General features: G+C 40.5%; 24 protein-coding genes. 15 read left to right on the top strand and 9 right to left on the bottom strand.

What is annotated here, in order from left to right; genetic code table 11:
- Positions 1-11: 11 nt before the first annotated feature.
- The 14 genes from B9T26_RS01295 (at position 12) to B9T26_RS01230 (ending at position 14,698) form a co-directional block, all read left to right on the top strand.
- Positions 12-1,079 (top strand): Rieske 2Fe-2S domain-containing protein, encoded by a 1,068-nt coding sequence (locus B9T26_RS01295; protein ID WP_413772751.1) that lies wholly within the window; start codon positions 12-14, stop codon positions 1,077-1,079.
- Positions 1,072-1,836: an SDR family oxidoreductase gene (locus B9T26_RS01290; RefSeq protein WP_086198007.1), complete on the top strand. Its 765-nt coding sequence runs from the start codon at positions 1,072-1,074 to the stop codon at positions 1,834-1,836. The genes B9T26_RS01295 and B9T26_RS01290 overlap by 8 nt, the downstream gene beginning before the upstream one ends.
- Positions 1,837-1,846: 10 nt before the next feature.
- Positions 1,847-2,776, top strand: coding sequence for a VOC family protein (locus B9T26_RS01285; protein WP_086198006.1), 930 nt, complete (start codon positions 1,847-1,849; stop codon positions 2,774-2,776).
- A gap of 26 nt (positions 2,777-2,802) precedes the next feature.
- Complete coding sequence (locus B9T26_RS01280) at positions 2,803-4,011, top strand: NAD(P)/FAD-dependent oxidoreductase (protein ID WP_086198005.1); 1,209 nt, start codon at positions 2,803-2,805, stop codon at positions 4,009-4,011.
- Positions 4,012-4,056: 45 nt separating this feature from the next.
- The gene (locus B9T26_RS01275) at positions 4,057-5,280 is read left to right on the top strand and encodes an MFS transporter (protein ID WP_086198004.1); all 1,224 of its coding nucleotides are present in this window, start codon (positions 4,057-4,059) and stop codon (positions 5,278-5,280) included.
- Between the two features lie 123 nt (positions 5,281-5,403).
- On the top strand, positions 5,404-5,925 hold the full coding sequence (locus B9T26_RS01270) for a cupin domain-containing protein (RefSeq protein WP_086198003.1): 522 nt from the start codon (positions 5,404-5,406) through the stop codon (positions 5,923-5,925).
- A gap of 16 nt (positions 5,926-5,941) precedes the next feature.
- Complete coding sequence (locus B9T26_RS01265) at positions 5,942-6,754, top strand: alpha/beta fold hydrolase (protein WP_227518751.1); 813 nt, start codon at positions 5,942-5,944, stop codon at positions 6,752-6,754.
- A 21-nt stretch (positions 6,755-6,775) separates the two neighbouring features.
- On the top strand, positions 6,776-7,570 hold the full coding sequence (locus B9T26_RS01260) for an SDR family oxidoreductase (RefSeq protein WP_086198001.1): 795 nt from the start codon (positions 6,776-6,778) through the stop codon (positions 7,568-7,570).
- A gap of 9 nt (positions 7,571-7,579) precedes the next feature.
- Positions 7,580-8,371, top strand: coding sequence for an aspartate dehydrogenase (locus B9T26_RS01255; RefSeq protein WP_086198000.1), 792 nt, complete (start codon positions 7,580-7,582; stop codon positions 8,369-8,371).
- An 18-nt stretch (positions 8,372-8,389) separates the two neighbouring features.
- Positions 8,390-9,856 carry an aldehyde dehydrogenase gene (locus tag B9T26_RS01250; protein ID WP_086197999.1) on the top strand — a complete coding sequence of 489 codons (1,467 nt, stop codon included), beginning with the start codon at positions 8,390-8,392 and terminating at the stop codon, positions 9,854-9,856.
- 48 nt (positions 9,857-9,904) lie between these two features.
- Complete coding sequence (locus B9T26_RS01245; protein WP_086197998.1) at positions 9,905-11,545, top strand: thiamine pyrophosphate-binding protein; 1,641 nt, start codon at positions 9,905-9,907, stop codon at positions 11,543-11,545.
- 121 nt (positions 11,546-11,666) lie between these two features.
- A complete protein-coding gene (locus tag B9T26_RS01240) occupies positions 11,667-13,094 on the top strand; it encodes an aspartate ammonia-lyase (RefSeq protein ID WP_086197997.1) in 1,428 nt (475 codons plus the stop codon).
- Between the two features lie 68 nt (positions 13,095-13,162).
- On the top strand, positions 13,163-14,359 hold the full coding sequence (locus tag B9T26_RS01235; protein ID WP_086197996.1) for a hypothetical protein: 1,197 nt from the start codon (positions 13,163-13,165) through the stop codon (positions 14,357-14,359).
- Between the two features lie 159 nt (positions 14,360-14,518).
- Positions 14,519-14,698: a hypothetical protein gene (locus tag B9T26_RS01230; RefSeq protein ID WP_086197995.1), complete on the top strand. Its 180-nt coding sequence runs from the start codon at positions 14,519-14,521 to the stop codon at positions 14,696-14,698.
- Between the two features lie 191 nt (positions 14,699-14,889).
- Here the strand turns inward: B9T26_RS01230 and B9T26_RS01225 are convergent, their stop codons facing one another.
- A complete protein-coding gene (locus B9T26_RS01225) occupies positions 14,890-16,158 on the bottom strand; it encodes a tyrosine-type recombinase/integrase (RefSeq protein ID WP_086197994.1) in 1,269 nt (422 codons plus the stop codon).
- Positions 16,159-16,807: 649 nt separating this feature from the next.
- On the opposite strand from B9T26_RS01225, the gene B9T26_RS01220 reads away from it, so the two are divergent.
- Positions 16,808-17,329, top strand: coding sequence for a DUF2505 family protein (locus tag B9T26_RS01220; protein WP_086197993.1), 522 nt, complete (start codon positions 16,808-16,810; stop codon positions 17,327-17,329).
- Here the strand turns inward: B9T26_RS01220 and B9T26_RS01215 are convergent.
- Genes B9T26_RS01215 through B9T26_RS01180 form a run of 8 tightly spaced genes read right to left on the bottom strand, consistent with a single transcriptional unit; the run spans position 17,305 to position 26,490 of the window.
- Entirely contained in the window at positions 17,305-18,030 is a 726-nt protein-coding gene (locus tag B9T26_RS01215) for a 4'-phosphopantetheinyl transferase family protein (RefSeq protein WP_086197992.1), read from the bottom strand. The two genes, B9T26_RS01220 and B9T26_RS01215, sit on opposite strands and share 25 nt — an antisense overlap.
- Positions 18,011-19,306, bottom strand: a complete 1,296-nt coding sequence (argJ, locus tag B9T26_RS01210; protein ID WP_086197991.1) for a bifunctional glutamate N-acetyltransferase/amino-acid acetyltransferase ArgJ — start codon at positions 19,304-19,306, stop codon at positions 18,011-18,013. The genes B9T26_RS01215 and argJ overlap by 20 nt, the downstream gene beginning before the upstream one ends.
- Positions 19,307-19,354: 48 nt before the next feature.
- Positions 19,355-21,007, bottom strand: a complete 1,653-nt coding sequence (locus B9T26_RS01205) for a thiamine pyrophosphate-binding protein (protein ID WP_086197990.1) — start codon at positions 21,005-21,007, stop codon at positions 19,355-19,357.
- Complete coding sequence (locus tag B9T26_RS01200) at positions 21,004-22,521, bottom strand: asparagine synthase-related protein (RefSeq protein WP_086197989.1); 1,518 nt, start codon at positions 22,519-22,521, stop codon at positions 21,004-21,006. Before B9T26_RS01200 ends, B9T26_RS01205 begins: the two co-directional genes overlap by 4 nt.
- Positions 22,521-23,369 carry an agmatinase gene (speB, locus tag B9T26_RS01195; RefSeq protein ID WP_086197988.1) on the bottom strand — a complete coding sequence of 283 codons (849 nt, stop codon included), beginning with the start codon at positions 23,367-23,369 and terminating at the stop codon, positions 22,521-22,523. The genes B9T26_RS01200 and speB overlap by 1 nt, the downstream gene beginning before the upstream one ends.
- An 11-nt stretch (positions 23,370-23,380) precedes the next feature.
- On the bottom strand, positions 23,381-23,611 hold the full coding sequence (locus tag B9T26_RS01190) for an acyl carrier protein (RefSeq protein ID WP_086197987.1): 231 nt from the start codon (positions 23,609-23,611) through the stop codon (positions 23,381-23,383).
- Positions 23,612-23,616: 5 nt separating this feature from the next.
- Complete coding sequence (locus tag B9T26_RS01185; protein WP_171262899.1) at positions 23,617-24,981, bottom strand: acyltransferase; 1,365 nt, start codon at positions 24,979-24,981, stop codon at positions 23,617-23,619.
- Positions 24,982-24,984: 3 nt separating this feature from the next.
- On the bottom strand, positions 24,985-26,490 hold the full coding sequence (locus B9T26_RS01180; RefSeq protein ID WP_171262898.1) for a class I adenylate-forming enzyme family protein: 1,506 nt from the start codon (positions 26,488-26,490) through the stop codon (positions 24,985-24,987).
- Positions 26,491-26,519 lie beyond the last annotated feature (29 nt).

The raw sequence follows: 26,519 nt of genomic DNA, 5'->3' as shown, positions 1-26,519 counted from the left end.
AGGACATCATGATGACTATTGCAGAAATGAATGTTGAACAATATTTAGACCTAGGTTTGCGTGACCAATGGTATCCAGTATTGGCAAGTTGGGAAGTGGGTTCTAACCCTGTTGGTATTACACGTTTAGGCGAAAATATTGTTGTATGGCGTGATGATAAAGGTCAAGTTCATGCATTGGAAGACCGCTGTCCACACCGTGGTGCACGTTTATCTTTAGGTTGGAACTTAGGTAACCGTATTGCATGTTGGTACCACGGGGTTGAAGTACGTCATGACGGCGTTGTTGAAGATGTACCTGCCGTACATGACTGTCCATTAAAAGGCAGTGATTGCGTAAAGTCTTACCAAGTTCAAGAATTGCACGATGCAATTTTTATTTGGTTTGGTATTAATGATGCGGAACAACCTGCTGAATTAGTACTTCCAGATCAACTTGCAAGCGAAGAATGGAGTGCATTTCTTTGCATGGCAGACTGGAAAGTTAACCATCAATATGCAGTAGATAATGTAATGGATCCAATGCATGGGACTTATTTACATTGCACATCACATTCAATGGCTGATGGTGAAAAAACAGCGGAAATGAAACACCGTTCAACGAAAGATGGTTTTGTTTTTGAAAAAGAAGGTCAAACAGGTGTGAATTTTGACTGGGTTGAATACGGTCAAACAGGTGCAGCTTGGTTACGTTTATCGATTCCATACCGTCAGTCATTTGGTCCAGGCGGTGAATTTTGGATTGTTGGTTTTGCAACACCAATTGATGAAAACAATACACGTGTGTTCTTCTGGCGCTGCCGTAAAGTTTCAGGTTGGCAACGTAATGTTTGGCGCTTCTTGTATCGTAATTACTTAGAACAATTGCATTGGGATGTATTAGAGCAAGACCGCATTATATTAGAAAACCTTGCGCCAAATGCACGTAAACACGAATTCCTTTATCAGCATGATGTGGGCTTATCACGTTTACGCCGTTTAATGAAAAAAGAAGCAGAGAAGCAACTTAAAAAGTTTGCAGCACTTCAAGGTTCTCAACCTGAAAATCGTATTGAAATTAAGGAAGTTGCCAATGGCTAGCCTGCAGATTTTAGCAGACAAACGCATTCTTGTAACAGGTGCGGCGCGTGGTTTAGGACGTGATTTTGCTCAAGCTGCTGCAGAAGCGGGCGCATCTGTTGTGATGGCAGATATTTTGGCAGATTTAGTACAAGAAGAAGCCGAAAAACTGGCTAAAGCTGGTTTGAATGTATCTGCAGTTAGTATTGATTTAAGTCAAAAACAATCCATCCAGCAGGCAGTAAAAGCAGCAATAGATATTTTAGGCGGGTTGGATGGGTTGATTAACTGCGCAGCACTGGCAACAGGTGTTGGCGGTGCAGACATGATGGAATATGACGAAGCACTTTGGGACCGTGTCATGACGGTCAATGTGAAAGGCACGTGGCTAGTTTCACAAGCCTGTGTACCACATTTAAAGGCTTCAGGTCAGGGCAAAATTATTAATATTGCCTCTGACACAGCATTATGGGGTGCACCGAAATTGATGGCTTATGTGGCAAGTAAGGGTGCAATTCTCTCTATGACACGTTCAATGGCCAGTGAGCTAGGTACAGACAATATTTGTGTCAACACTATTAGTCCAGGCCTGACTTTGGTTGAAGCGACCGAATATGTACCGCAGTCGCGTCATGATTTGTATGTCAATGGAAGAGCCATACAACGTCAGCAACTTCCGCAGGATGTGAACGGCACAGCGATTTATCTGCTTTCAGATATGTCTTCTTTTGTGACGGGCCAGAATATTCCTGTAAATGGCGGTTTTGTATTTAATTAAGGAACACAACATGATTACAGGAATTGAAGTCCTAAAATTTGGTGTCGAAGACCGCCAAGAAGCGAATACATTTTTAGCTGATTTTGGCTTGAAAGCTGTTGAGTCAGATATTGATGGTACAGATTTATATCAAACCCAAAACGGCAGCAAAATTTATTTATTCGATATTGCTGATGAGCGTTTACCAAAAGCGATTGAAGCAGGCTCAACACTGCGTGAAGTAACATGGGGTGTTGAAAATGAACAGGATTTTGAAAAGTTAAAAACCAGTTTAGCTGATGAACCGGGTTTTATAAGCTCGGCGTCGCATGTGCAATGCCGTGACCCGAATGGCATGACTATTGTATTTGAAAAAAGCATTACGTATGAACTGCCAGTAGCGAAAACTGAAGGCATCAATCAGTTTGGCAATGTACAGCGAGTCAATGCAGCCAGTCCCGTTTATGAAAAAGCAGAACCTGTAGATATTGGCCATGTGGTGTTTTTTACGCCAGATTTGGAAACTACTCAAGCTTTTTATATTGAAAAAGTCGGCTTTTATTTGTCGGATGCTTACCGCAAGCGCGGTGCATTCTTACGCTGTCGTGGTGAAGGTTTCCATCATGATCTATTTCTGCTGTCGATTCCCAATAAGCCAGCAGGGCTAAACCATGTGGCATTTGTGGTACGCGATATTCATGAAGTCATTGGTGGTGGTTTAAGCATGAACCGTCAAGATTGGCCGACCTTTATTGGTCCAGGCCGTCACCCGATTTCATCGGCTTATTTCTGGTATGTCAACTCTCCATTAGGTGGTGCTTTTGAATACTACACCAATGATGATTATTTGACTGAAGAATGGCAGCCGCGCGAAGAAGAACATAGCTTAGCGTTATTTACTGAATGGGCGATTGAAGGCGGTTTAGACCATGAAACCCGTCGTCAAGTCAAACCCGCTTAACAGTGAATGATGATAAGGAGATCAGCATGAACAGGATAGTGATTGTAGGCGCCGGTCAAGCAGCTGGATGGGCAGTCCACACTTTGCGCGGTCAAGGTTTTGGCGGAGAAATACATGTGGTGTCTAACGAAGATCAAGTCTTCTATGAACGCCCGCCACTGTCTAAACAAGTGCTGTCGCAAGAAGCAGAAATTGAAAGCTTAAATCTGTTTTCAGCAGATCAGGTGAATGATTTTTCTGTGACTTGGCATAAGCCAGACCACGCGGTAAAACTGGATAAAGCGGATAAAACGGTACATTTAGAAAGCGGTAAAGTTTTAGCTTATGACAAGCTGTTGATTGCCACTGGCAGCCGTGCACGGGTTCCTGTTTCTGCTTGGTCAAGCATGCACAATGTGTGCACCATGCGCGATATTAAAGACTGCCAAAAATTGGCGGAAAAATTAAAATCTTCAGAACATATTGCGATTATTGGCGGCGGCTGGATTGGTTTAGAAATTGCAGCGACAGCGCGTAAGCAAGGCAAGAATGTCGAAATTTTTGAATATGGTTCTCGCTTATGCGCGCGCAGTGTGAGTCCTGAAGTTTCTGATTTTTTAAAGCAGTTGCATGAAGATGCAGGTACTGAAATTCATTTGAATGCAACAAAATTACATTTGATTGAAACCGCCGATCAAAAAATAGAAGTTTTTGATGCAAATATTAAGCTCAAGCAGTTTGACTGCGTAGTAGTAGGGGCTGGGGCGGAAATTGCCAAAGAGTTGGCATCGCAAGCAGAGCTTGAGGTCAAAGATGGCATTGTGGTGAATGAATTTGGTCAGACCTCAGATGCACATATTTATGCAGCAGGTGATGTCGCAATTCACCCAGGCTTGGGTTACTGCATTCAGTCTTGGGCAAATGCACAGAATCAGGCTATTGCTGCTGCAAAGTCAATGCTGGGTGAAATGACAGCATATCAAGATATTCCTTGGTTATGGTCTGATCAGTACCAATGCAACATTCAAATTTTAGGGACTTATCAGCCTGAAAAAACGCATCAGGTGATCATTCGTAAAACGTCAGATACGCAAATTACATTTTTTTATTTAGATGAACAGCAGCTACTGCTGAACGTAATTGCAGTAAATGATTCGAAATTGGTGAAATTGGCAAAACGATGGATGGCCAGCCAGCGTGAATTGGATTCTACACAGCTGAAAGATCCAGACTTCAATTTAATGAAACTGAAGTAATAAGCGCTCAAACCAAATATTAGCCCATGAATTAAAGGATTTACCATGGATTATGATGCAAAAACAGGGATCAAGCATTGGACACCTGCAATCATTTTAATGATCTGCGTCGTGCTGGCTTTCTTTGACAAAATCAGTATTGCTGTATTGTTTTCTGATGCAACTTTTCAGCAGGCAATGGGTATAGGGCAGGATAAGGCCAAACTCGGTTGGTTGATGACCAGTTTCCTATTGGCCTACGGTTTCTCATCAATGTTCCTTAGCTTTTTGGGTGATATTTTCTGCCCAAAAAAAATGCTGTTCTGGAGCGTAACTTCTTGGGGCGTATTGATGATTCTGATGGGTTTTACCACAGATTACGCCATGATGATGACGCTTCGTGTCTTGCTAGGGTTAGCAGAAGGACCTCTATTCGCCTTGGCTTATACCATTGTGAAACAAACTTATACAGACCGCCAGCAAGCGCGTGCATCCACCATGTTTCTTTTAGGCACACCGGTTGGCGCTTTCTTGGGGTTCCCAATCACTGCATTTGTTCTGGCGCATTATGACTGGCATACCACCTTCTTTGTAATGGGTGCAATGACCTTTGTGGTACTGATGCTGATCGTTTATGGCCTCCGCAATCTGCAGCTGAAGCGTACTGTTGATTTGAAAGGTATGGGCAAGCGTGTCAATTTCAGTACGCATTTAAACAACACAAAAACTTTGCTGAGCAATGGATCATTTTGGCTGCTGTGCATCTTTAACATTGCATTAATGACCTACCTTTGGGGTCTCAACAGCTGGGTGCCTTCGTACCTGATTCAAGATAAAGGCTTCAATTTAAAAGAATTCGGCGTTTATTCCAGCTTCCCATTTATTGCCATGCTGATTGGTGAAGTGGTTGGCGCGTTTCTTTCAGACAAACTGGGTAAGCGATCGGTTCAAGTCAGTGGTGGTTTATTGATTGCAGGTATTTTCATGTACCTGATGGTCATTGCAACTAATCCAATGCTAGTCATTTTAGCTATGTCTTTAAGCGCAATGGCTTGGGGCTTCGGTGTTGCGGCAGTATTTGCTTTGCTAGCGCGCATTACGTCTGCAGATGTTGGCGCAACCGCAGGCGGAATTTTCAATGGTGTTGGCAACTTCGCTAGCGCTGCAGCTCCAGTCATTATTGGTGCAATAGTCATGCAAACTGGCAGCTTCAACATTGGTATTACCTTCTTGGCAGCCGTTGCTGTGATTGGGGCGTTCTTCTTGTTGCCACTACTGAAACGTTATTAATCATTCACAACTATTTATGCCGTCATGTAGCAAGTAATGGCTATGTGATGGTCAATATCCAAACTAGATGAGATACAGCTCCACTTTTTGTGAAATTGCATAGAGCTGAAAAAGGAGAAAGTCATGTCGGTACAACAATTTGAATCTTGGACACAGCCAGCAGAGCAGTCACTTGAAGACTGGATTGGCGGACGTATTGCACGTTTTGAAACTCGTAAATATGACTTTGATGCCTTGAAGTTTCAAGCAGATTACGATCCAAAATACCGCCGTGCGCAAATGCGTTACATGGGTACAGGTGCAACAGGCGTAGCCAATGATAGCAATACCGTGCCCGCTGAAAACTTTACGTTTTCTACTATGGTTTTGCCGCCGCAATGTGAAGGCCCGCTGCATATACACCATGACGTTGAGGAAGTGTTTTTCATGTTGCGCGGTGAAATTGATTTGTTTATTGAGCACGAAGGTGAGAAATTTTCGACTCGCTTAAAGGAGCGTGATTTGATTTCAATTCCGCCAGGAATCTACCGCGGCTTATTCAACCCAGGTACAGAAGATGCCTTGATGTGCGTGATGCTGGGAACGGGTAAACCAACCATTCCGAACTATCCGCCTGAACACCCGCTTTCACAAATTAAGCGTTAATTTTTAAGGAAGTGAAGTGATGACTTTAATTGATCAGTTGGCTCAGTTTAAATTGAAAACCGTTCAGTTTGATGGTGTGCAGCAATCTTACCGTGAAGCGGGTATGGGCAAAGCCTTGGTATTGCTACATGGTATTAGCTCTGGTTCGGGTTCTTGGGTCAAGCAGCTACAAGGTTTAAGTCATCATTTTCATGTGATCGCATGGGATGCACCGGGTTATGGTCAGTCTGACCGTTTAGCGGCGGCATATCCAAATGCAGAAGATTACGCACGACGTTTAAAAGGAATGTTGGATAGCTTAAGTCTAAACAAAGTTATTTTGGTTGGACACTCATTGGGCGCAATGCAGGCCGCTGCATTCAACGCATTATATCCAGATGCTGTAGATGTGTTGGTCATTGCCAATGTGGCGCAGGGCTACAAAGGTTGTGATGCACAAAAACAGCAGGATGTTTTTGAAAAGCGTCCAAAAATGTTGCAGAGCTTAGGTGCTTCTGGCATGGCGCAATCGCGTGGGCCACACTTGGTTGCACATGCATCGGTAGATGCTTTGGTGCTGATTGAAGCCGTGATGCAAAACATTCATTTAGAGGGTTTTACAGATGCATCGTATCTACTGGCATATGACGCGATTCAAAGCTATTTAAGTCCAGCACAAGACATTCATGTCGTAAAAGGAATGGCGGATGGCATTACGCCTCCACAAGATATTCAAGCATTAGTAGATCAGTTTCAGCTGAAGCAATGCTATGAAATTGTAGATGCAGGTCATTTAAGTTATTTGGACCAAGCAGCGCAATTCAACCAAATTTTATTGTCGCTTAATTAGGCACTGATGTGAGATAGGGAAATGAGCTTCCAATTGAATGGAAAGAATGCAGTAGTTACCGGTGGCTCGTCTGGTATTGGGCTTGCGACTGTTGAGCTTCTAGTTTCAGAGGGTGCAAGTGTTGCTTGGTGTGGTCGTAATGAACAACGCCTAGCAGAGTCAAAAGAATTTATTTTATCGCGTTATCCAAATGCAAAAGTGGTAACAGCAACATGTAATGTTTTAGATAAAGCAGATGTAGAAAAATTTGCGCACCAAGTTCAAGGAGAATTTGGTGGTGTCGATATTTTAATTAACAACGCAGGACAAGGTCGTGTTTCTAATTTTGACAATACAGAAGACCAAGATTGGTTAAATGAAATTGAATTGAAATACTTCAGTGTTTTAAACCCAATTAAAGCATTTTTACCTGCATTAAAAGTTTCAGATTACGGTTCAATTACGAATGTAAACTCACTACTTGCATTGCAACCTGAACCTCACATGATTGCAACATCATCAGCACGTGCTGCGTTATTGAACCTTACACATTCAATGGCACATGAGTTTTCTCAATATAACATCCGCGTGAACTCGATCTTATTAGGCATGGTGGAATCAGCCCAGTGGAAACGTCGTTTTGCAGACCGTTCTGACCAAAATCAAACATGGGAAGAGTGGATTGGCAACATAGCGAAAAATCGCGGTATTCCAATGGCTCGTTTAGGCAAGCCAGAAGAGCCAGCTCGTGCATTGGTATTTCTTGCTTCACCATTGGCTTCATATACAACTGGTTCAACCATTGATGTGTCTGGTGGCTTCAACAAGCATTTATAAGGTGAACTTATGAAACAGTTAATGATGATTGGATTCGGAGCAATGGCAAATGAAGTATGTAGTCATTTACCAAAAGATCTTAAATTGAAATGGGTAGTTGTTCCTGAGCGCAGTGTTGAAGTTGTTAAGCAAAAGGTCGCAGCTGATGTGCAAGTCATTTCTAGAATCGATGACTGTTTAGGTGAACCTGATTATGTCATTGAAGTTGCAGGTCAGGCTGCGGTGAAAGAACATGCTGTGAATGTACTAGAACGTGGTTGGACCATTGGTCTAATTTCCGTGGGTACATTGGCAGATCCAGTATTTTTCGAAAAATTACAAAAAACTGCTGAAAAATCAGGTGCACATCTTCACCTTCTTGCAGGTGCAATTGCAGGTATTGATGGTATTGCGGCAGCGAAAGAAGGTGGCTTAGAAAAAGTCACTTATAAAGGCTGTAAAAGTCCAAATAGTTGGCGTGGTAGTTATGCAGAAAAGCTTATTGACTTAGACAGCGTAAAAGAAGCGACTGTGTTTTACAAAGGCACAGCTCGTGAAGCTGCTTTGAATTTTCCTGCAAATGCCAATGTAGCCGCAACCATTGCTTTAGCTGGTATTGGTATGGATGAGACTCAAGTTGAGTTAACCGTAGATCCAAATATTAAACAAAACAAACATACCATTGTGGCAGAGGGTCGCTTTGGTCAAATGAGTATAGAAATGATTGGTGTGCCTTTAGAAAGCAATCCAAAAACATCAACATTGGCTGCACTCAGTGTTATTCGTGCATGCAGAAATAGCGTAGACGCAATTCAGATTTAAAAGGGATGGGTGAGTGCCATGGTAAAAGAAATTTATATTGCAGGTGAGTGGCGTCTTGGTCGAGGGAATGTGATTCAAAGCCTATTCCCAGCAGATAATTCAGTAAATGCAGAAATATCAACAGCGACTTTAGAAGATGTTGAAGAAGCAATAGTCAAAGCAGATCAGGCATGGCGTAAGCCAGAATGGCGTAATTCACTACCGCATGAGCGTGCAAAAATTTTGTACCGTGTAGCAGATATTATTGAAGCCCGTGCGGATGAATTATCAAAACTACAAACACGAGACAATGGAAAGCCGCTTTCTGAAACACGTGCATTAGTGATGAGCGCAGCAGCAACTGCACGTTTTAATGCGGCAGCATGTGAAACCTTTAACGAAGAATTGACTACTCAACGTGCATCAGACTTTGTCACTATGAGTGTATATGAACCTGTGGGCGTAATTGCTGCAATTACCCCTTGGAACTCACCAATTGCAAGTGAAGTGCAAAAGTTAGCACCAGCAATTGCAGCGGGTAATGCTGTGATACTAAAACCTGCAGAAGCAACTTCTTTAATTGCTTTAGAACTTGCCGAAATTTTTGAAGAAGCAGGTCTTCCAAAAGGCATTTTAAGTGTGCTTGTAGGTCGTGGTTCTGTGATTGGCGATGCCATTGCACAGCATCCACTTGTACGCAAAATTTCATTCACAGGTGGTACAACCACAGGTCGTCATTTAGCGCATATTGCAGCTGAAAAGTTAATTACGACTTCGTTAGAACTTGGTGGCAAATCTCCAACAATTGTATTCCCTGACGCAGATATTGAAATTGCAGCAAAAGGTATCGCTTACGGTATTTTCAGCTCAGCAGGTCAAGCATGTATCGCAGGTTCACGTTTATTTATTCATAAATCAATTTATGACGTGTTTTTAAAACGCCTTGTAGAAATTACTGAAGGTTTACGCGTAGGACACCCAGAAACACCAAATGTTCATATGGGTTCATTAATCAACCAAAAACATTTGGAATCAGTTCACCATTATGTAGAACTTGCAAAGTCAGAAGGCGGTACTGTTGTAACAGGTGGTGAAGCAATTACTGAAGGCGAATTTGCCAAAGGTAGTTTCTATAAACCAACCATTATTACAGGCTTAAATAACAGTACTCAAACTTGCCAAGAAGAAATTTTTGGACCTGTTCTTGTTGTTATGTCATATGACAATGAACAAGATTTGATTAAACAAGCAAATGACAGTTGCTTTGGTTTGGCAGCAGGTATTTGGACTGAAAGCTATCGTAAAGCATGGAAAATTGCACGTACTTTAGAAGTAGGTACCGTGTGGATTAATACTTATAAAAAGTTCTCAATTAGTGCGCCATTCGGTGGCTTTAAAGACAGTGGTATTGGTCGTGAAAAAGGTCGCTTAGGCATCCTGTCTTATATGCAACAAAAAAGTATTTATTTAGGTTTAAACGAACAAGCAAACCCTTGGTCTGATTAATACACATTTAAAAATGTACGAGAAATTTAAAATTTAAGGAATGAAGAAATGACTGAAAAAGTAAATGTAGGCGAAGCAATCGCACGTGTATTAGAGCAGCACCAAGTAGACAGTATTTATGGCGTAATTTCTATTCATAATTTACCAATTGCAGATGCCGTGGGTCGCCGTGAAAAAATTCGCTTTGTGGCAGCACGTGGTGAAGCAGGTTCTGTGACAATGGCAGATGCACATTCACGTTTTACAGGTTTAGGTGTTGCATTAACAAGTACAGGTGCAGGTGCAGGGAATGCAGTTGGTTCACTGATTGAAGCAATGAATGCAGGTAGTCCTGTATTGCATTTAACAGGTCAGGTTGAACGTGAATATTTAGACCGTGATGCAAGCTTCATTCATGAAACTAAAGATCAGCTTACGTTCTTAAAAGCATCAAGCAAAGCTGCATTTCGTATAACAAGTCCTGAAAATGCAGTTGGTGTGATTCGTGAAGCAATTCGTGTGGCAACAACAGTACCAATGGGACCTGTAAGTGTTGAAATTCCAATTGATGTTCAAGCAGCAGAAATAGATTTACCGGCAAATTTAGGACCTGTTAAAGCATTACAAGTTCCTGTTGCAGAAGACGTAGAAGTTGACTTAATTGCAGAAGAAATCAAAAAATCAAAACGCCCAGTTTTTTGGATTGGAGGTGGGACTTTAAATGCAGTTGAAGAAGTGAAAGCAATTGCAGATTTAGGAATTCCTGTAGTTTCATCAACGCATGCACGTGGTGTACTAGCAGACAACCATCCACGTACATTGGGTGCATTCCATAACTCAGCATCAGTTGAACAACTGATTAAAGATGCCGATTTACTTGTCGTTGTTGGTTCACGCTTACGTAGTAATGAAACGAAAACTTATTCAGTTGTATTCCCTAAAAATATTATTCAAGTAGATGCAAATCCTGTTGCACAACAACGTAACTATAAAGTTAATCAATTTATCTGTGCGGAAGCTAAAGACTTATTAGCACGTGTTGTAACTGCATTAAACGGAAACAATAAAGTTGATAAAAGCTACGATGCAGAAATTAAAGCTGCTCGTGAAAGTGCGATTGAAGCTTTACGTACACAAATGGATCAATACGCACTTATTTGCGACCACTTACGTGCAGCGCTTCCTGAAGATGGCATTTTTGTACGTGACATCACAATGTCTGGTAGTACTTGGGGTAGCCGTTTATTCCCAGTACAAACACCAAATAAAAATATTCACTCACTTGCAGGTGCAATTGGTTTAGGACTTGCACACGCAATTGGTGCATCAATTGCAAATCCAACGAAAAAAGTTGTGGGCTTGGTTGGTGATGGCGGCTTAATGCTTGGTATTGGTGAGATTGCCACAATGGCTCAAGAAAATACCGACATGGTTCTTATGGTGATGAATGATGGTGGTTATGGCGTAATGCGTGGCATTCAAAATAACTATTTTGGTGGTCGCCAATATTTCAATGAATTGCACACACCAGATTATCAAGCCCTAGGTGAATCTATGGGGGTTAAAAGCTGGAAAGTTGGTAGCGCTGAAGAGTTCAAAACTGCAATTAAAGAAGCTATTACACTTAATGGACCTGCTGTCATTGAGCTAGATATGAACTCAATTGGTCCATTGAAATTTGCAGGGCCCCCACAAAAGAAATTGTACTGATACAACTTAAGAATATCATTTGAGCAAGATTGTGAGTTGTGCAATTCCTCGATACTGAGGAATTGCTAAATAATTTAGATGTAAGGAATACATTAAGAGAGAAACAAGAAGGTGAGTGGATATGCAAACAAGGATTGAGCATGATTTACTAGGTGCTAAAGAGGTTCCATATGATGCGTATTATGGAATTCATACTGTAAGAGCGGTAGAGAACTTTCAAATTTCTAGTTTAAGTGTGGGGCAGTCACCCCATTTTATTCGTGCATTAGGATTTGTTAAAAAAGCGGCCGCACGAACTAACTTTCATTTTCAGAAAATCAGTCAATTGCAGTTAGATGCTATTGAATATGCAACGAATCAACTTATTGATTATCCACAAAAATGGGCGTCATCGTTCCCAATTGATTTATATCAAGGCGGTGCAGGGACGTCTGTCAATATGAATTGCAATGAGGTTATTGCTAATATTGGCTTGGAATATCTGGGGCTGACTAAAGGTGATTACCGCACACTTCATCCAAATGATCATGTCAATAAATCACAATCGACTAATGATGTTTATCCAACAGCACTCAGAATTAGTCTCTACCATTATTTAGATGATTTGATAAATGCACTTTCGAGTTTAATAGAAACTATTAAATTAAAATCTACAGAATTTAAATTCGCATTAAAAATGGGACGTACCCAGTTACAAGATGCGGTTCCGATGACATTTGGGCAAGAGTTTCAGGCCTTTGCAACATTGCTAAATGAAGATCAGCGCTTGATAAATCAAATGCGTCAGCTTCTTTTAGAAATTAATTTAGGTGCAACTGCAATTGGTACAGGAGTGAACTCCCCAACCGGATATACACATCACGTCACTCAAACCTTAAGTTTCTTAACTGCTTTGCCTTTAAAAGGCGCAGATGACTATATTGAAGCAACTAGTGATTGTGGCGTATTTATTTTGATTTCAAGTGTGCTAAAACGTCTGGCGTGTAAACTTTCAAAAATTTGTAATGACTTACGCTTATTAAGTTCTGGACCACGGACAGGTTTCGCAGAAATTCGATTACCTGAACTGCAAGCAGGATCTTCAATAATGCCTGCAAAAGTGAATCCCGTTATTCCTGAAGTTGTTAATCAAATTGCATTTAAAGTCATGGGCAATGATTTAACTATTAGTATGGCCGCCGAAGCGGGACAGTTACAACTAAATGTGATGGAGCCTGTCATTGCATTAACATTAAATGAATCGATTCAACTTTTGATAGAAGGTGTAAATAGTTTAAATCATAAATGCTTTGCAGGCATTCAAATCAATGAAAAGCAAGCCTATGACATGGTGATGCGCAGTGTTGGAATCATCACATTGCTAGATCCAATTCTAGGTCATCAGTGCTGTGACGTTATAGGTAAACGCTGTATAGCAGAGAATAAAACAATTAAGGAAATTGTACTATTAGAAGGATTAATGACAGAGCAGGAACTAGAACAAGTATTTTCTTTTGAAAATTTAATTTCTGAAGTTAGCACGGTTGAAGTGTTACAGAACATCGCTTAATTTTTTTTGACCAAAATCATTATTAAACAATGTTTTGTATATAAAACAAAATGATATAAGGAAGTATTATGAATAAAACAATTTTAACCGTAATGATTTTATTGTCACTGAATACGGCAGTATCCGTGCAGGCTAAGGATGATCCATTGGAGTGGAAAAGCGAAGATGGTACGCAATCATTGAAAGTAGGAGGGGTACTGCGTTTTAACCACCGTTATGAACAATGGGATGCCAGTCCGAACAGAGGGGCTGGAAAACTGGATTTTGATATTTTCCGTTTAGATCTAAAAGGTAAATCTGATGATGCTTATTTGAATGCGAGTTATGTGATTCAAGATCAGGAAAAGACCTCGATTGAAAAAGCCTATGTTGGATATAACTTAAATGAAAATAACACTATAGAAGCAGGATTGGTCTATAAGCCTTTTTCAATTTATCCTTATCCACAAAATGGTTGGACCTATCATATTCCCTTCTTTTTAGGCTACGGCAATAACGCGGCTCCGGGGGTGAACTGGAACTACATTAACCCAGAGTGGGATGTCAAATTGGGGTATTATCCGCGCATGCTGGAAACTAATTTACGTTATTCACCAGAGTCTGCAACTTATGATGATCTCTCAGAAAATCATTTACCATTTCAAGCTGCGTATCAGAATGAAAAGCAAAATCAGCTGAACACCCGCATTGTACGCAAATTTGGCAGTAATCAAATGGGTAAGCATGAGATTGGTCTATCCGGTTCTATTGCTGAGTTGCATAATAAAACCACTGACAAAGATGGTAGTTATTACGCGGCAGGATTACACACTAATAGTAATTATCAGCGTTGGAATTTACAGTCATCTGTGATTCATTATCAGTATGATGCAGAAAACCCAGACGGCGTTGATAATGATATGACCTTGATGGGAGCAAATGGCTTAACGCCAGCATATTTTATTGCTTCAGAAGGAACTGTAGCGAGCCTCAATCTCGCCTATACTTTGCCTATACAAAATATGGGTAAGTTGAAAGCGATTCGTTTCTATAATGACTATAGTTATTTAGACAAAGAACGTGGTGATTGGGAAGCATCACAAATGAATACTACGGGCGCAATGTTCATCGCTTCGCCATTTATGGTTTGGGCAGATTACACCTGGGGTAAAAATGCCAATATTATTGGTGGTGCAACTAATGGGACAGGTTTTACTTCTGCAACGTCTCTAAACAGTGATAAATGGATGTATCGTGTGAACTTAAATATCGGTTTTACTTTTTAAGCTAAAATAATTATTTTAAAAATTATTTAAATTAAATGCTTATAAGGAAGAAGTGAAAGAATTACCTCTTTCACTTCATACCTAAAACAACTTGATATGGTTTAAATCCTTCGGTTACTGTATCCGAAACTAAAGGATGAGAATTTATATTATCTAAATATGAAATATAAGCTCGATGCTATTATTCCGGACCTCGATATTGGTTATTGCTATATTTACGGTGAAAACCTTAAGACAGCAGGCAAAGATAACCGTGAAATTGAGCGGGATATTGTCTTAAATTACAATGTTCAGCAACAACCACCTGAAAGGTTTAGGCTTTCAACTGCTCTATATTAATTATGATGCTGAAACTGGTAAGGATTATGATGAAGTTCGATATTTTGACAAAATATGATTTTAAATTCTGATTTATATATTTTAAGTAAAAAGATGAATGATAAAGGATCAGATGATCTGGAGATCATTCATCATTGTATTAATTTATTAGAATAAAGACCCATCTGAGCCCTTCTTTAAAGATTAAAATATTATAAGGTAATTTTGGCTTGAGAAAGAATCCAGTTTTCATACTCAATATGCCATTTCCTGAGCAAGTCTATAGGTCTTACAGTATAGTGTTTTTCCTCTGTGCCACTAGGTTTATGACCAGTAATCTGGGCAGTAATGCCGCTAGGTAGCGAAATCCATTCGGATAATGTCTTGAATGAACGCCGTAAGCCATGAATAGATAAATCGTCAAGACCTGCATTCCTTGCTGCTAGTTTAAGGCTTTTAGTTGGCTCAACTATATAGGTCGTGGATGACCTCTCAGAATAGAAAACATAATCATTATGTCGATGCAATGCAGTGAGTAAACTTTTGACATAAGGAGTAAGTGGAATAGTACGACCATCATCATCGATCTTATCTGAGATGTGCATAGTATTCCATTTAAAATCAATATCTTTCCATTTAAGTTTTGCAATCTCGTTACGGCGTGCACCTGTTATTAAAGTTATAAGAATATAAGCAGTCATGTAAGGGTTATCAAGAGCTAGTACTGCTTTGAAAAATGACGGTAACTGTTCCTTTTGTAGGCTATCTTTCTTAGCTTTGATGGACGCGACAGATTGTTTAACTATTTTCGCGTGAATGGATTTATCTGGTAATAATCCAGCAAATAAAATCTGCTCTTCTGACCAATTTAAACATGCTCTAACTAAGCGAAATGAAAGTGAAGCGGAGGTAGGACGAATAGAATTTTCTTCATCTAACCATTGCTTTAACGTGATGGCATTTAATTCACTAACAGGGATATTTAAAAGAGCGTAAATAGGCTGTGGTTTGGATAAAGTTGAACGCTTACCAATTTTGATTTCTTTATTACCAGATGCTAAACGAATATGATCATTATAAGTTCGCTCTCTCCATCGTGATTTGTTTGCAATAAGATATGCTTCCCAAATATCGTTGAATATTAATTTTTTGCGTTTATTCTCCCTAGCCTCATGCTCATTCTTAGCAATTAACTTCTTTTTTTCTAGGCGTGGATCAATCCCATTTAGACACATTACATCAAGTTCCTTAGCCTTTTGGCGTGCTTGATCAATCGTGCAACTTGGAAATGAACCAATACTTATTTTGATGACTTTACCACCTAAACGAGACTGAAATAGGAATGATTTTTTAGTAGAGATGTAAGTTTTTAAGCCTAATCCTTTCACTAATTCATCCCAATAAATCACATAATCCTTTTTAGAAGGGCAGGTGCATTGTGCAAGTCGAGTTGTTGTAAATTTAAATATTGTAGTTGTCATAAAAAAGGTAGCAAATAGGTAGCAGATAGAATCAATTTTAAGATTTTATTATCAACTCAAAATAGATTGGGTGTTTTTATAATTCTATGTATATCATTAAATTAAAGCAATATAGCAACTCTAATAAACGCTAATAAATATAGTGAAGTAAGAACTCATAATCCGTTGGTCCACAGTTCAAGTCTGTGTGGGCCCACCATATAAAACAACCACTTACGTGTACTAATCCTAAGTGGTTTTTTAATATCTAAATTCATGTAAGCAATCAAAATAAATACGTGTAAGCAGGGTAGATGTAAATTTTCGGCTTTTTTTGCACTAATTTGGTTTTTTATTCTGCACTTAATATTTTGCAGTAATGTCTAACTCGCTAGTCGAAATAGTAGCAAAACCAATACCGCGCCATCTTGACCAGAATTACCTCCATTCTTCCACTTTTGTCCTTTAGTACCAACCACTAAATCAAAACGGCTTTGTTGCACAAAGATTTAAAAGACAAAACTCTTCTAAATTGTACTAACTCAAATTTAAGCTGACAGATACAACAAAAATCGGGTAATTGTCAGATCAGGTTTGAGCTACTACACATGATCTATTAAAATAGATGATTCTAAAAAGCTGCAAAAATAAAAAATAAAAGGAGTATGTTTTGTCTAAATCTTTTTCAGATCAAGTTATTTTTCCTGTCTCATTAAGTGATATGCGAGCATTATTTACGCATTCTGATTTTCCAGTTCTTAAATATAAACGTCTCGGTTATGAAAATATTACGGTTATTGGTTGCCATGATAAGCCGCAATATTTTGAAATTTGCTGTCAATATCAACTGCCACCAATGCTGAAATTACCAGCCTCCATGCGCCGTTTAATGAAAGGGGATGAGTCCCGGACAATTACACATACATATGCGTGGGATTGGCAAACAATGGAAGGTTGGGTAGAAATTCAGATGAAACAACCCAAGGGCTTATCAATTCGTTGCAAAACCTCTTTAATTGATGACTCTGAACAAGGGCAGTGTATTATGGATCTGAATTGGCATATTCAGTGTGACATCCCGCTAGTAGGAAGTGCTATTGAGCAGCAGGCAATTAAAAATATTCGTGAAGGATCACATAAAGATTTGGCGACGACATTAGTGTTACTTCAGGAGTTACGTGTAGAAGCGTGAATGGAGTAAACGCCTGTATAAAAATGTTGATTTGCGACGAGTTGATTTCCATACAATCGTATGTGTTCTGCACAGGAACTATATGCCGTAAATCCTGTGCCTATGGGTTCCCATAAAATCGATATTGTACGTAAATCAACACGTTTCCCTGTCGTATGATAAATACATTTAAAAGCTGCTTCCTTTGCTGAAAGCAAAGTTAATCCTTTGAAGTGGCGTTGGATATCGAAAAAATTCTGTAATGCTTCCAGTTCATGAGAGGTGCAAAAAAGATGATATTGGCGTAAGTCAATATCTTCTGATACGGGAAGAATATCGATTCCTAATCCCAAAACTTGTGTTGCCCATCCTGCTACTGCAATAGCCCGGTATTGACTATGGCTAATACTGCCGGTTAAACCTATGGGCCATATAGGTGCATGATTTTTATCGTGGGGAATTTCGATAATCTCTTGTACACCCAATTGCTGCATTGCCTTGTGAGCACAATATCTACCCGCATAAAACTCGGCACTTCTGTGAGATGAAAAGGTGGAAAGTGATGCAATTTTAGTAGGAGAAACGAATGAAGATGGGATTTGATCTATTTGAGTTTCAAAGATCGAAATACCCAAGGATGAAGGAAAAAACTTGTGAACGAGTGAACCAAAGCCCACTGTCACAAGTTCTCCATCTTCAGGATTAAGTGGTGTAATCAGCATTAATGCGAATGTACTCTTCGCTTAGATCACAGCCCCATGCTTTAGCTGTGTAAACTGGTGCGCCAATTTCTACCTTGATACGTACCGTTCTTGCTGCTCGCATGCGATTAGACAAAATATCTAATTGTAATGGTAGTGGTGCACCATAATTAAATACGACCTCGTCCATAATACTAATACGCAATTGCTCCGGGTTAATCTCTGCCAACGAATTACGTTCCATTGGTTTACCAATTGCCATAACTACACGCCCCCAGTTTGGGTCACTACCGTGTACAGCGGTTTTGATCAGCGGTGAGTTGATGATTTTTTTGGCATATGCGCGTGCATCTTCGAATGAGGTAGAAAGAGATACTTGGGCTTCAATCACTGAATTGGCGCCTTCAGCCTGACCAAGAATATCTCGGCTAGACTTAAAGAACATTGCTGTTAAAGCACGTTCAAAGTTTTCTATATCTTTTTCAGACATTTCACGTTCAGCGGTACTAAGAATTGCAACTGTGTCACTTGTGCTGGTATCTGTGTCCACAGAAACCGCATTAAATGTCAAATCGGCTGCACGCTTAAGAATGGCTTCTAGCCTTTGTGCCGGAATGACCGCATTGGTAAAGTAGTATGCGAGCATTGTTGCCATGTTCGGTTCAATCATGCCAGCACCCTTACAGAACCCGGCTATACGAATTCCATCAAACTCAACAGAAACCATTTTGGCTTGTTTGTCAGTGGTCATAATAGCATTGGCACTTGCTTCGAGCTGACCATATTCAAGATTGCCTGAGGCAGACTGAATCCCTGACACGACTTTGTCCATGGGTAATGGAACGCCAATTACTCCTGTGCATGAAATTAACTGCTGGGTTATCGGAACCCCAGTTACAGTTTCCACCTGTTGGGCAATGTGAAGAATATCTTGCTTGGCAGAAGGTGTGAATACGTTAGCATTCTTGCTAATAACGCATAGTGACTGGATATTACCTACACGGGTATTTTCCCTATCAAAACGTACCGCATCACTGCAACTTAGGCTGCGAGTATAGACAGCTTTCCCCAGACCTGGCTTATCCAGAACAATTAGAGTGAAGTCAGCAGAACCTTCTTTACATATACCAATATGTGCTGAGTAACTTTTAATGCCGCTAGGTTGACAAGAAAGATCGTTACGCAGGACTATTGATTCACCATTGTCTACACGCTCAAAATAAATTAAATCTTGTTCTACTGGTCGTTCAGCATGTTCATCCAGATAGATGCCTAAATTATCAAATACTTTTTCCATATAAGGCTTTTCTCAAATCTTCAGTGAGTATTTTATCAGAGTGTAAAGTTAGAAAGATTCACGGAATTTATCATGCTCACCATATCGCATAGGCACTTCGATTACCAGTGGTCCGGTACGGTCATGGTTGCTAATCGCATTGGCAAGTTCTTGTACGGAATCAATACGCACGCCTTGACAACCATTTGCTTCGGCTAGTTTAACAAAGTCAATTTTATCAAGTAAAACGATATCACTGTTGATGTCGGTGTTATGTCGCTGTTGATAAAGGTGGATGAGTTCAAATGCAGAATTGTCCATAACAATAATAATAACAGGTAATTGATAACGTGCCAGCGTAGCTAGATCGCAACTACCGGAATGGAAGCCTCCATCACCACAAAGCAGGAATACACGACGTTCAGGGAATTCTAATTGAGCCGCAATTGCACTTGGCAAACCTGTACCAAAGCTGGACAAACCAGTGTCACTGAAAAACTGTGAGGTATTGGTCGGCTCTGAAAGCAAAATAGCATGATGGCGATAATAGCCAATATCAGTAATGCAAATAGCATCTTCTGCAAAATAAGGGTTAACCTGAGCAATAACCTGCTGTGGTGTTAAGCGACCATTGCGTATGGAGGTATCAGTCAAGGCTTTGCGGTAATAGTCCTTGATATGTTCAATGTCGCGATCAGCTTGGCGCCGTATCCCTAATGCAGACAATTTATTTAAAATTTCTCCGCTATGACCGACAATTTCAAGGTCAGGGCAGTATTTATCATGAATACTGAAGGTTGGAGTGGCTGCTAAATTGATAATGGTCTTAGGTTTGCCATAGGCCCACATTTTGGGTAAAAGATCATCAACGTATTGATAACCAATACAAACCAGTGTGTCAACGTCTGTGAAGATATCCGGGAGTGCAGGGTAACCAATAATTCCTTCCATATAGCAACTGGCTGAACCGTAGTTAAGCTTGTTGCTAAATGGTTCAGCACCCTTAGCATTTGCCGCAGTCATGTAGGGAATATTCCATTCGCGACAGAAGTTGATAACTTCTTCATGTTGGTTAGTACGAACAGATTCCGCACCAATTAAAAATAGTGCTTGATTTGAAGAAGATATAATATTATGTGCCCGCATGATTTGATCGTTCTGTAGCGGGTGGTTTGGAACAATTACTTCTAGATTAATGGGTTGATCTATAGATTCAGGCGCAGATACTTCTTGCTTAAACATATCTGTTGGAATGGCAATGTGTACTGGACCAACGGGTTCAGTCATTGCTAGTGTAAATGCACGTTCAACGACTTGCGAAAGCTCTTGTGTGGATTTTAATTCATAAGACCACTTGGTAATCGGAGCCATAATGGCGGTTTGATCGACACATTGATGGGTTTGATTATAATAAATATCACCACGTTCAAGCTGGGCGGAAAAAAATACGAGGGGTGACTTGTTAAGCATGGCAGATGCAACAGCTGTAGTCATATTGGTTGCACCAGGCCCCATTGTGGAAAAACAGACTTGTGGTTTAGCTGTCATACGTCCTGTGAAATCGGCCATGATTCCTGCGTTAAATTCAACGCGAGCAGTAATATACTCAATCCCTTCAACTTCGTTAAAAAGAATACTGGCATTTTCACGCCCAGGTACTCCAAAAACTCTCTTAATACCACGACGTTTAATTTCTTTTAGTAATAATTCACTAAATTTCATAGAATAGAACTCCTTATTTTATTAAAGTTTATGTTTTGTGGGGTAATGCCTAAAATCATGATTTCTTCGAGGATACGATGACAAAAAACGTCTTTACGTTGGCGTAACTCAAGACTATTGATCTGTTCACTTGATGAAGTGAGATATGCCGAAAAAAAGTCCTCGCAACCAGTGCCTTCATGAACGCCTACTTTTTTTCTCCATACCACACGTTCATCGATATCATTGGAAAAAGCCTGTCTTAATATAAATTTTTCAATTTTTTTGATGTGGCAGAGGTGGGGGCTAAAAGAGAATGCTAAATCTACAACCCGGCTATCAAAGTAGGGGTAGGCTACATGCAGGCCATGGGCAAATCCTAAGGTCTGAGAAGCTTCATTGGCCCAATATGTAGATTGATATTCCGTTCGAATTAAACTGGCAATATCGTGGGTGGAATTGTGAGGTTTTGCAAATCCTGCGAATAAAATATCTGAACCATAGCCAGACAATATGACATCCGCATCTTGTGGCAAGTGCTTGTGGGCAATATGAACAGGTACTAGGTACTCAAGGTAAGTGCTATAACTATGCTCGACTAAAGCTATGACTTCGGCAAGGTTCACCAGAAAGTCTTGTTCAGAAAATTCAATTTGCTGATAATTACCTTGAATGGACTCCACAAATAAGCGTGCAGGTTCAAATTCATTGCGCTGTGCTGTTCCAATACTCAAATAACGTACGGACTCAAAATGTTGTTTCGCAAGATAACCAATAATGCTGGAATCTAATCCTCCAGATACCAGGCAAATGGCATGCTTCCCAGGAATAGCGTTCACCGCATCTTGTAAAATTGTACGAAGATGCTCACTGGCTGTATGCTCGTCGCCTGCGGAGTATTGAATAGTCCGCAAAGGACTATAATAGCTGATGCGTTGCGGTGCTGAGAGCGGGTTCAATGTTTGGAGCACTAATTCGCCTGGGCATACTGACCGTACATGAACAAAAGGTGTAAATGTGGGATCGCAATGAGCATGTTGTTCAAAATTTGAATCATGCGGCACTAGAGCAAGATATTCCGATGGAAATGCGCCTATTTCCGATGCGAAGAGCAATTGCCCATGCTCCCCCTGATAATAATAGAGTTTTGGACCAGGAGTTTTTCCTGTAGCCAATACCACCTCTGTATCATAGATAAGCACACAGCAAAAATGTCCTTCTGCCAAGCGAAAGGCATCACGACCTATCAGAAAATATAATTGGTGCAGCAAATCAAAATCTGTTGCAGTTTCAGAATATGTGTACTGAAGTGCTGCAAGTGTACGAACGATGACTTCCCTATTTGATAAATAGCCAATACCAAAAGCTTTAATATCATTTTTAGGGGATATATCTGAAGCAATTACTACGCTAACAATACCTTGTGGCATCTGCATCGTTATTTTTTGTTGTGTGGGAGCTAATACTGAGAATTTCGGCTGGTGCTTAATACTATTTCCAGCAATCCCTGCTTCTCCAAAAAAACCTTGTAACATCAGGTACTCACTTTCTTATAGGCACTAATATTAATCATTAATTCAGCGACAATATGGGCTGCTAACAATGACGTAATATCGGCATGGTCATAAACAGGAGCGACTTCAACGAGATCAAAACCGATTACATCTAATGTGCTAATTTGTCTGGCTAGCAATAGTATTTCAGCGGAGCTAAAGCCGCCTGGCACAGGCGTTCCAGTACCCGGAGCAAATGCAGGATCTACTGAGTCAATATCGATGCTAACGTAGTAGGGGATATCTTTTCTAAGCTTGAGAGAATGAAGACTGCAACCGAGAGCACGAAACTTGTCCATATGCACTAAGTTAATTCCTTGTTCTTCCACAAAGGACATCCAGCCATCGCCACATAAACCGCGAACACCAATTTGATGAATATTTTTTGGTGCAACGAGACCTTCTTCAACGATATTTCTAAATACGGCCCCATGATGATATTTGTAGCCATCTACAGGAGGAAAAGTATCGGAGTGTGCATCAATATGGATGATGCCAAACTGTTTAACTCCATATTTCGCTGAAAAAGCACGGATAATAGGTAAAGTAATAGCGTGGTCGCCCCCCAAAATTACAGGGAAAAACTGCTTGTCCAAACTATCGGTAATAGCCTGTTCAATTGTTGCCAAATAGCCACTTTTGGAATAAGGGGAATGACTGACTAATTGTACTGGAAAAGATGAAAACCGGATTCCTAGATTAGCGTCACCTGAAACTGACTGTGGATGTGCTCGTTGCAGATGCTCATAAATAGCATCTGGACCACGCCCTGCACCCTTGCGCCAATAAGCCCCTTCTTCATAAGGCACTTTAAAAATTTTGTAATTCATACGGTAGCGCTCTACTTTGATGAAATGAGTCGAAGCAGATCAGCAACAGTCCAAAGACCATCTGTCATTTTCTCGTAGTCAAGCTCGTAGTGCTCTTCCATTACAGAAATCACTCTTAGCACGCTGGATGAATCAAATCCCAAAGAGGTCAGCTGGTCTTCAGGCTGAATATGCTCTGGAAAGCAGTTACGACGTCCTAGTTCTTCTCGTAGGATTGCATCCATATCATGAAGTATTGGCATTATTTTTATCCTTCAGTCTTTATGATACTGCCGTGACCTGGCAAATTTTTGTTTACTGTTATTGCTAACTGTTCACAAAACTCGCTGCAGTCACCAAATGGGTTAGACAGTTGAAACATTAGTCCGCCATCTTGGGTGCGGTAAATATAAACGAACGGCATCCGGATACCGGATGGAGGCGGCATTTGTATGTGGTTTGGTACGCCGTAACCTAAGTCAACAGAGGCAAAAGATAGTTCGCTGATATTATCAATCATGATCGATACTTCATTTTTAAGCAGATGAAAAAAAATCTCAGCTCGAAAAAAACGCATCAATGAAATAAAAGCACGCAAAGAATCTTTTTTTAGGGCTTTCATGTTGTCAGCAAATAGTTTTAGTCCTAAAGACTTCAGGTTATCTTCTTGAACCAATGACATAGCTACTTCTGAAACGCCCATGAGTACAGCATTGCCTGTGTAGTTATCTGGATAAATACGTCCTCGGACATCCAGTACAGGAACATACATAATACAGTGCTTGCCTTGAGCAAAACGGGTCTTCGACAATGCTTGCAACACCATGGCATTTAATACATGACCCACAACTACACCATGTTGTTTATACAGCTGCTCTACACCACTTTGGTCAATACAAACATACAAAGCAGGTTTGATATTTGCATGTGGCTTTTGATGGGGTGAAAATTTGCGTTTTATGCTATTCAAGCCATTGTATACTTGCTGGATGTCTCGACTTGGACAGAAGAGAGTGCGCTGAATAGTTGCTTGCTGCATCTTCAAACCATGTCGCCAGTCATTGAAGTCGTGTTCAATATCATAGCGTCCCAACTCTACGGGCTGAGCAGGTTGACCACGAAGTATTCGGGCAAGATTGTGTAAAAAAAGACTCAGTCCACCGCCATCGGTGAGGCTATGTATCGTGCAAATTCCAAGCACAGCTGATCCATCGGAAAGGCGGCTGATTCTTAACCGTATCAGAGGCTCATCTTGATTAACAACGCTTGCCGCTGGTTCAGGTGCTGAAAAAATTAATGCTTGATCAGGACATCGCAGATTAATAGCGCTTGCAGGAGCATTTACCTGCTGCTCTTCAAGCAATATACCTGCTTCTGAATTACATATTCGCACACGTCCGAGATCACGCCAGTTTCGACGTAAACGTCCGGAAAAATCGGGTTGTATAGATAGTGTCTCTACGAGTGCAGCCCGCATTTGTGAAAAATTGGGTAAACCTGGATATAACAACAGGTTGTGTACAGGCATGTGTGAAATAGCTTGATCAACCACAGAGAGTGTTTGATGAATTGCTACACTGGATTCTGGGGCAACAAAGTCAGATCGATAGCCGCTTATTGTATATGAGGTCATCATTTATACCTTTTGCACCGATTGATTGCTTTCTCGAAGCCAGTCTTCCAGGAGATTTTTTTTAAGTATTTTTCCAAGCGGTGATTTGGGGATGCTACTAACTTGTATGATGCGTGTAGGAACCTTATATGCTGCAAGATATGCTCGACAATGGACTAATAGCTCTGAGGAAGTGGCTGGGTGAGCCATGACTACAAAGGCAATAATCTGTTCTCCGGTATAATCATCATTTATACCTGCAACGGCAGCTTCTTTCACTGCAGGATGAGTAGTTAAGCAAGCTTCAATTTCCACAGGACTGACTTTGTTGCCACCGACATTAATAAAATGTGATTTTCGCCCAGCAACATAGAAATAATCGTTGCTACGGTATACAAAATCTTGAGTATGTAGCCAGCCATCAACAAAATTATTTTTCTCTTCCTCACTATGACCTAAATAGCCATTTGCCATGGAGGCACAGCGCACGAGTAATTCTCCAACTTCACCCTCTGCAACATCTTCGCCTTGTGCATTAATAATACGAGCTTCCATATTTGCTGTCAGGCAACCCGTAGACATTACATCGTTCACATTGCGGTTGAAGGTTATTAACCCAATTTCCGTCAGGCCAAATACCTGATTAATCGGACGATTAAAGCGCAGCATAAAATCTTTCGCTGTTTTCTCGTTTAGCGGTGCGCTGCCCGAAATGAAATAGCGTACTTGTGTGAAATCGGGTTGGTAGTTTTGTGGGAGATCTGCCAGTAATTGATACATATAAGGTAGTGAACCAAATACTGTTACTCCTTGTTCCTCAATAGTTGTGGCGATACGACGTGGCGTTAGCATGGCCAAATTGAGCATAACGACTGTCGCACCACTAAATAGTGCAGTCAAAGTATGCACATACATGCCATAACAGTGACTCAAGGTGAGGGTGTTGAGTAATACATCATCCTCAAGGATAGAAAGTGTTGCAATCCAGTTTTCCAGTTTATTGATTAAGCCATATTGGCTTAATCTGATTCCCTTGGGAGTTCCCGTGGAGCCAGATGAGTATTGAATGATAAAATCTGTCGGTGTCAACTCTGGATGACGTGGGAGCTGATGATTAAGGGGAATGAGGAATAGGGATAAATCATCTTGAACTTCAATAATGTGACCAGACTCAAGTCCGGCTGATACTGAGTGAACAAAAGGACGGTCTTTCTCAACAAGTATGTATTCAGGTCTAGACTCTGCAACAATAGCAGCTAATTCAGCATCGGTATAACGGACATCAAGTGTAGCTAGCACCAACTGATTGCGAGCCGCTGCTAGATAAGCAACAATATATTCAATAGTATTATCACAATATAGGGCTATTACCGTTCCTGGTATAAGGTTAGCCTGTTCAAACTGTTTACCAACCCGTTCTACTGCTTGAAGTAAATTTTGATAGTCAATGCTACGTTGTTCATAGCGAATTGCACACTTATTCGGTAGTCGTATGGCTGTTTGGTGGAATCTTTTATAAATATTGTCCATGGCTAAGTCCATTTGTTATTAATTTAGGG

Source organism: Acinetobacter sp. ANC 4169 (assembly GCF_002135355.1).
Lineage (GTDB): Bacteria > Pseudomonadota > Gammaproteobacteria > Pseudomonadales > Moraxellaceae > Acinetobacter.
The sequence above is the reverse complement of the archived record's forward strand: the minus strand, read 5'-3'. Positions and strand labels throughout refer to the sequence as shown.

Bases quoted from the DNA above. Each gene is read 5' to 3' on its own strand.
- B9T26_RS01240 (WP_086197997.1), top strand. From the start codon at position 11,667: ATGCAAACAAGGATTGAGCATGATTTACTAGGTGCTAAAGAGGTTCCA.
- B9T26_RS01185 (WP_171262899.1), bottom strand. From the start codon at position 24,981: ATGACCTCATATACAATAAGCGGCTATCGATCTGACTTTGTTGCCCCA.
- B9T26_RS01295 (WP_413772751.1), top strand. From the start codon at position 12: ATGACTATTGCAGAAATGAATGTTGAACAATATTTAGACCTAGGTTTG.
- B9T26_RS01285 (WP_086198006.1), top strand. From the start codon at position 1,847: ATGATTACAGGAATTGAAGTCCTAAAATTTGGTGTCGAAGACCGCCAA.
- B9T26_RS01225 (WP_086197994.1), bottom strand. From the start codon at position 16,158: ATGACAACTACAATATTTAAATTTACAACAACTCGACTTGCACAATGC.
- speB (WP_086197988.1), bottom strand. From the start codon at position 23,369: ATGAATTACAAAATTTTTAAAGTGCCTTATGAAGAAGGGGCTTATTGG.
- B9T26_RS01235 (WP_086197996.1), top strand. From the start codon at position 13,163: ATGAATAAAACAATTTTAACCGTAATGATTTTATTGTCACTGAATACG.
- B9T26_RS01200 (WP_086197989.1), bottom strand. From the start codon at position 22,521: ATGTTACAAGGTTTTTTTGGAGAAGCAGGGATTGCTGGAAATAGTATT.
- B9T26_RS01275 (WP_086198004.1), top strand. From the start codon at position 4,057: ATGGATTATGATGCAAAAACAGGGATCAAGCATTGGACACCTGCAATC.
- B9T26_RS01280 (WP_086198005.1), top strand. From the start codon at position 2,803: ATGAACAGGATAGTGATTGTAGGCGCCGGTCAAGCAGCTGGATGGGCA.
- B9T26_RS01245 (WP_086197998.1), top strand. From the start codon at position 9,905: ATGACTGAAAAAGTAAATGTAGGCGAAGCAATCGCACGTGTATTAGAG.
- B9T26_RS01180 (WP_171262898.1), bottom strand. From the start codon at position 26,490: ATGGACAATATTTATAAAAGATTCCACCAAACAGCCATACGACTACCG.
- argJ (WP_086197991.1), bottom strand. From the start codon at position 19,306: ATGGAAAAAGTATTTGATAATTTAGGCATCTATCTGGATGAACATGCT.
- B9T26_RS01250 (WP_086197999.1), top strand. From the start codon at position 8,390: ATGGTAAAAGAAATTTATATTGCAGGTGAGTGGCGTCTTGGTCGAGGG.
- B9T26_RS01260 (WP_086198001.1), top strand. From the start codon at position 6,776: ATGAGCTTCCAATTGAATGGAAAGAATGCAGTAGTTACCGGTGGCTCG.
- B9T26_RS01205 (WP_086197990.1), bottom strand. From the start codon at position 21,007: ATGAAATTTAGTGAATTATTACTAAAAGAAATTAAACGTCGTGGTATT.
- B9T26_RS01215 (WP_086197992.1), bottom strand. From the start codon at position 18,030: ATGCTGATTACACCACTTAATCCTGAAGATGGAGAACTTGTGACAGTG.
- B9T26_RS01270 (WP_086198003.1), top strand. From the start codon at position 5,404: ATGTCGGTACAACAATTTGAATCTTGGACACAGCCAGCAGAGCAGTCA.
- B9T26_RS01230 (WP_086197995.1), top strand. From the start codon at position 14,519: ATGAAATATAAGCTCGATGCTATTATTCCGGACCTCGATATTGGTTAT.
- B9T26_RS01290 (WP_086198007.1), top strand. From the start codon at position 1,072: ATGGCTAGCCTGCAGATTTTAGCAGACAAACGCATTCTTGTAACAGGT.
- B9T26_RS01255 (WP_086198000.1), top strand. From the start codon at position 7,580: ATGAAACAGTTAATGATGATTGGATTCGGAGCAATGGCAAATGAAGTA.
- B9T26_RS01190 (WP_086197987.1), bottom strand. From the start codon at position 23,611: ATGCCAATACTTCATGATATGGATGCAATCCTACGAGAAGAACTAGGA.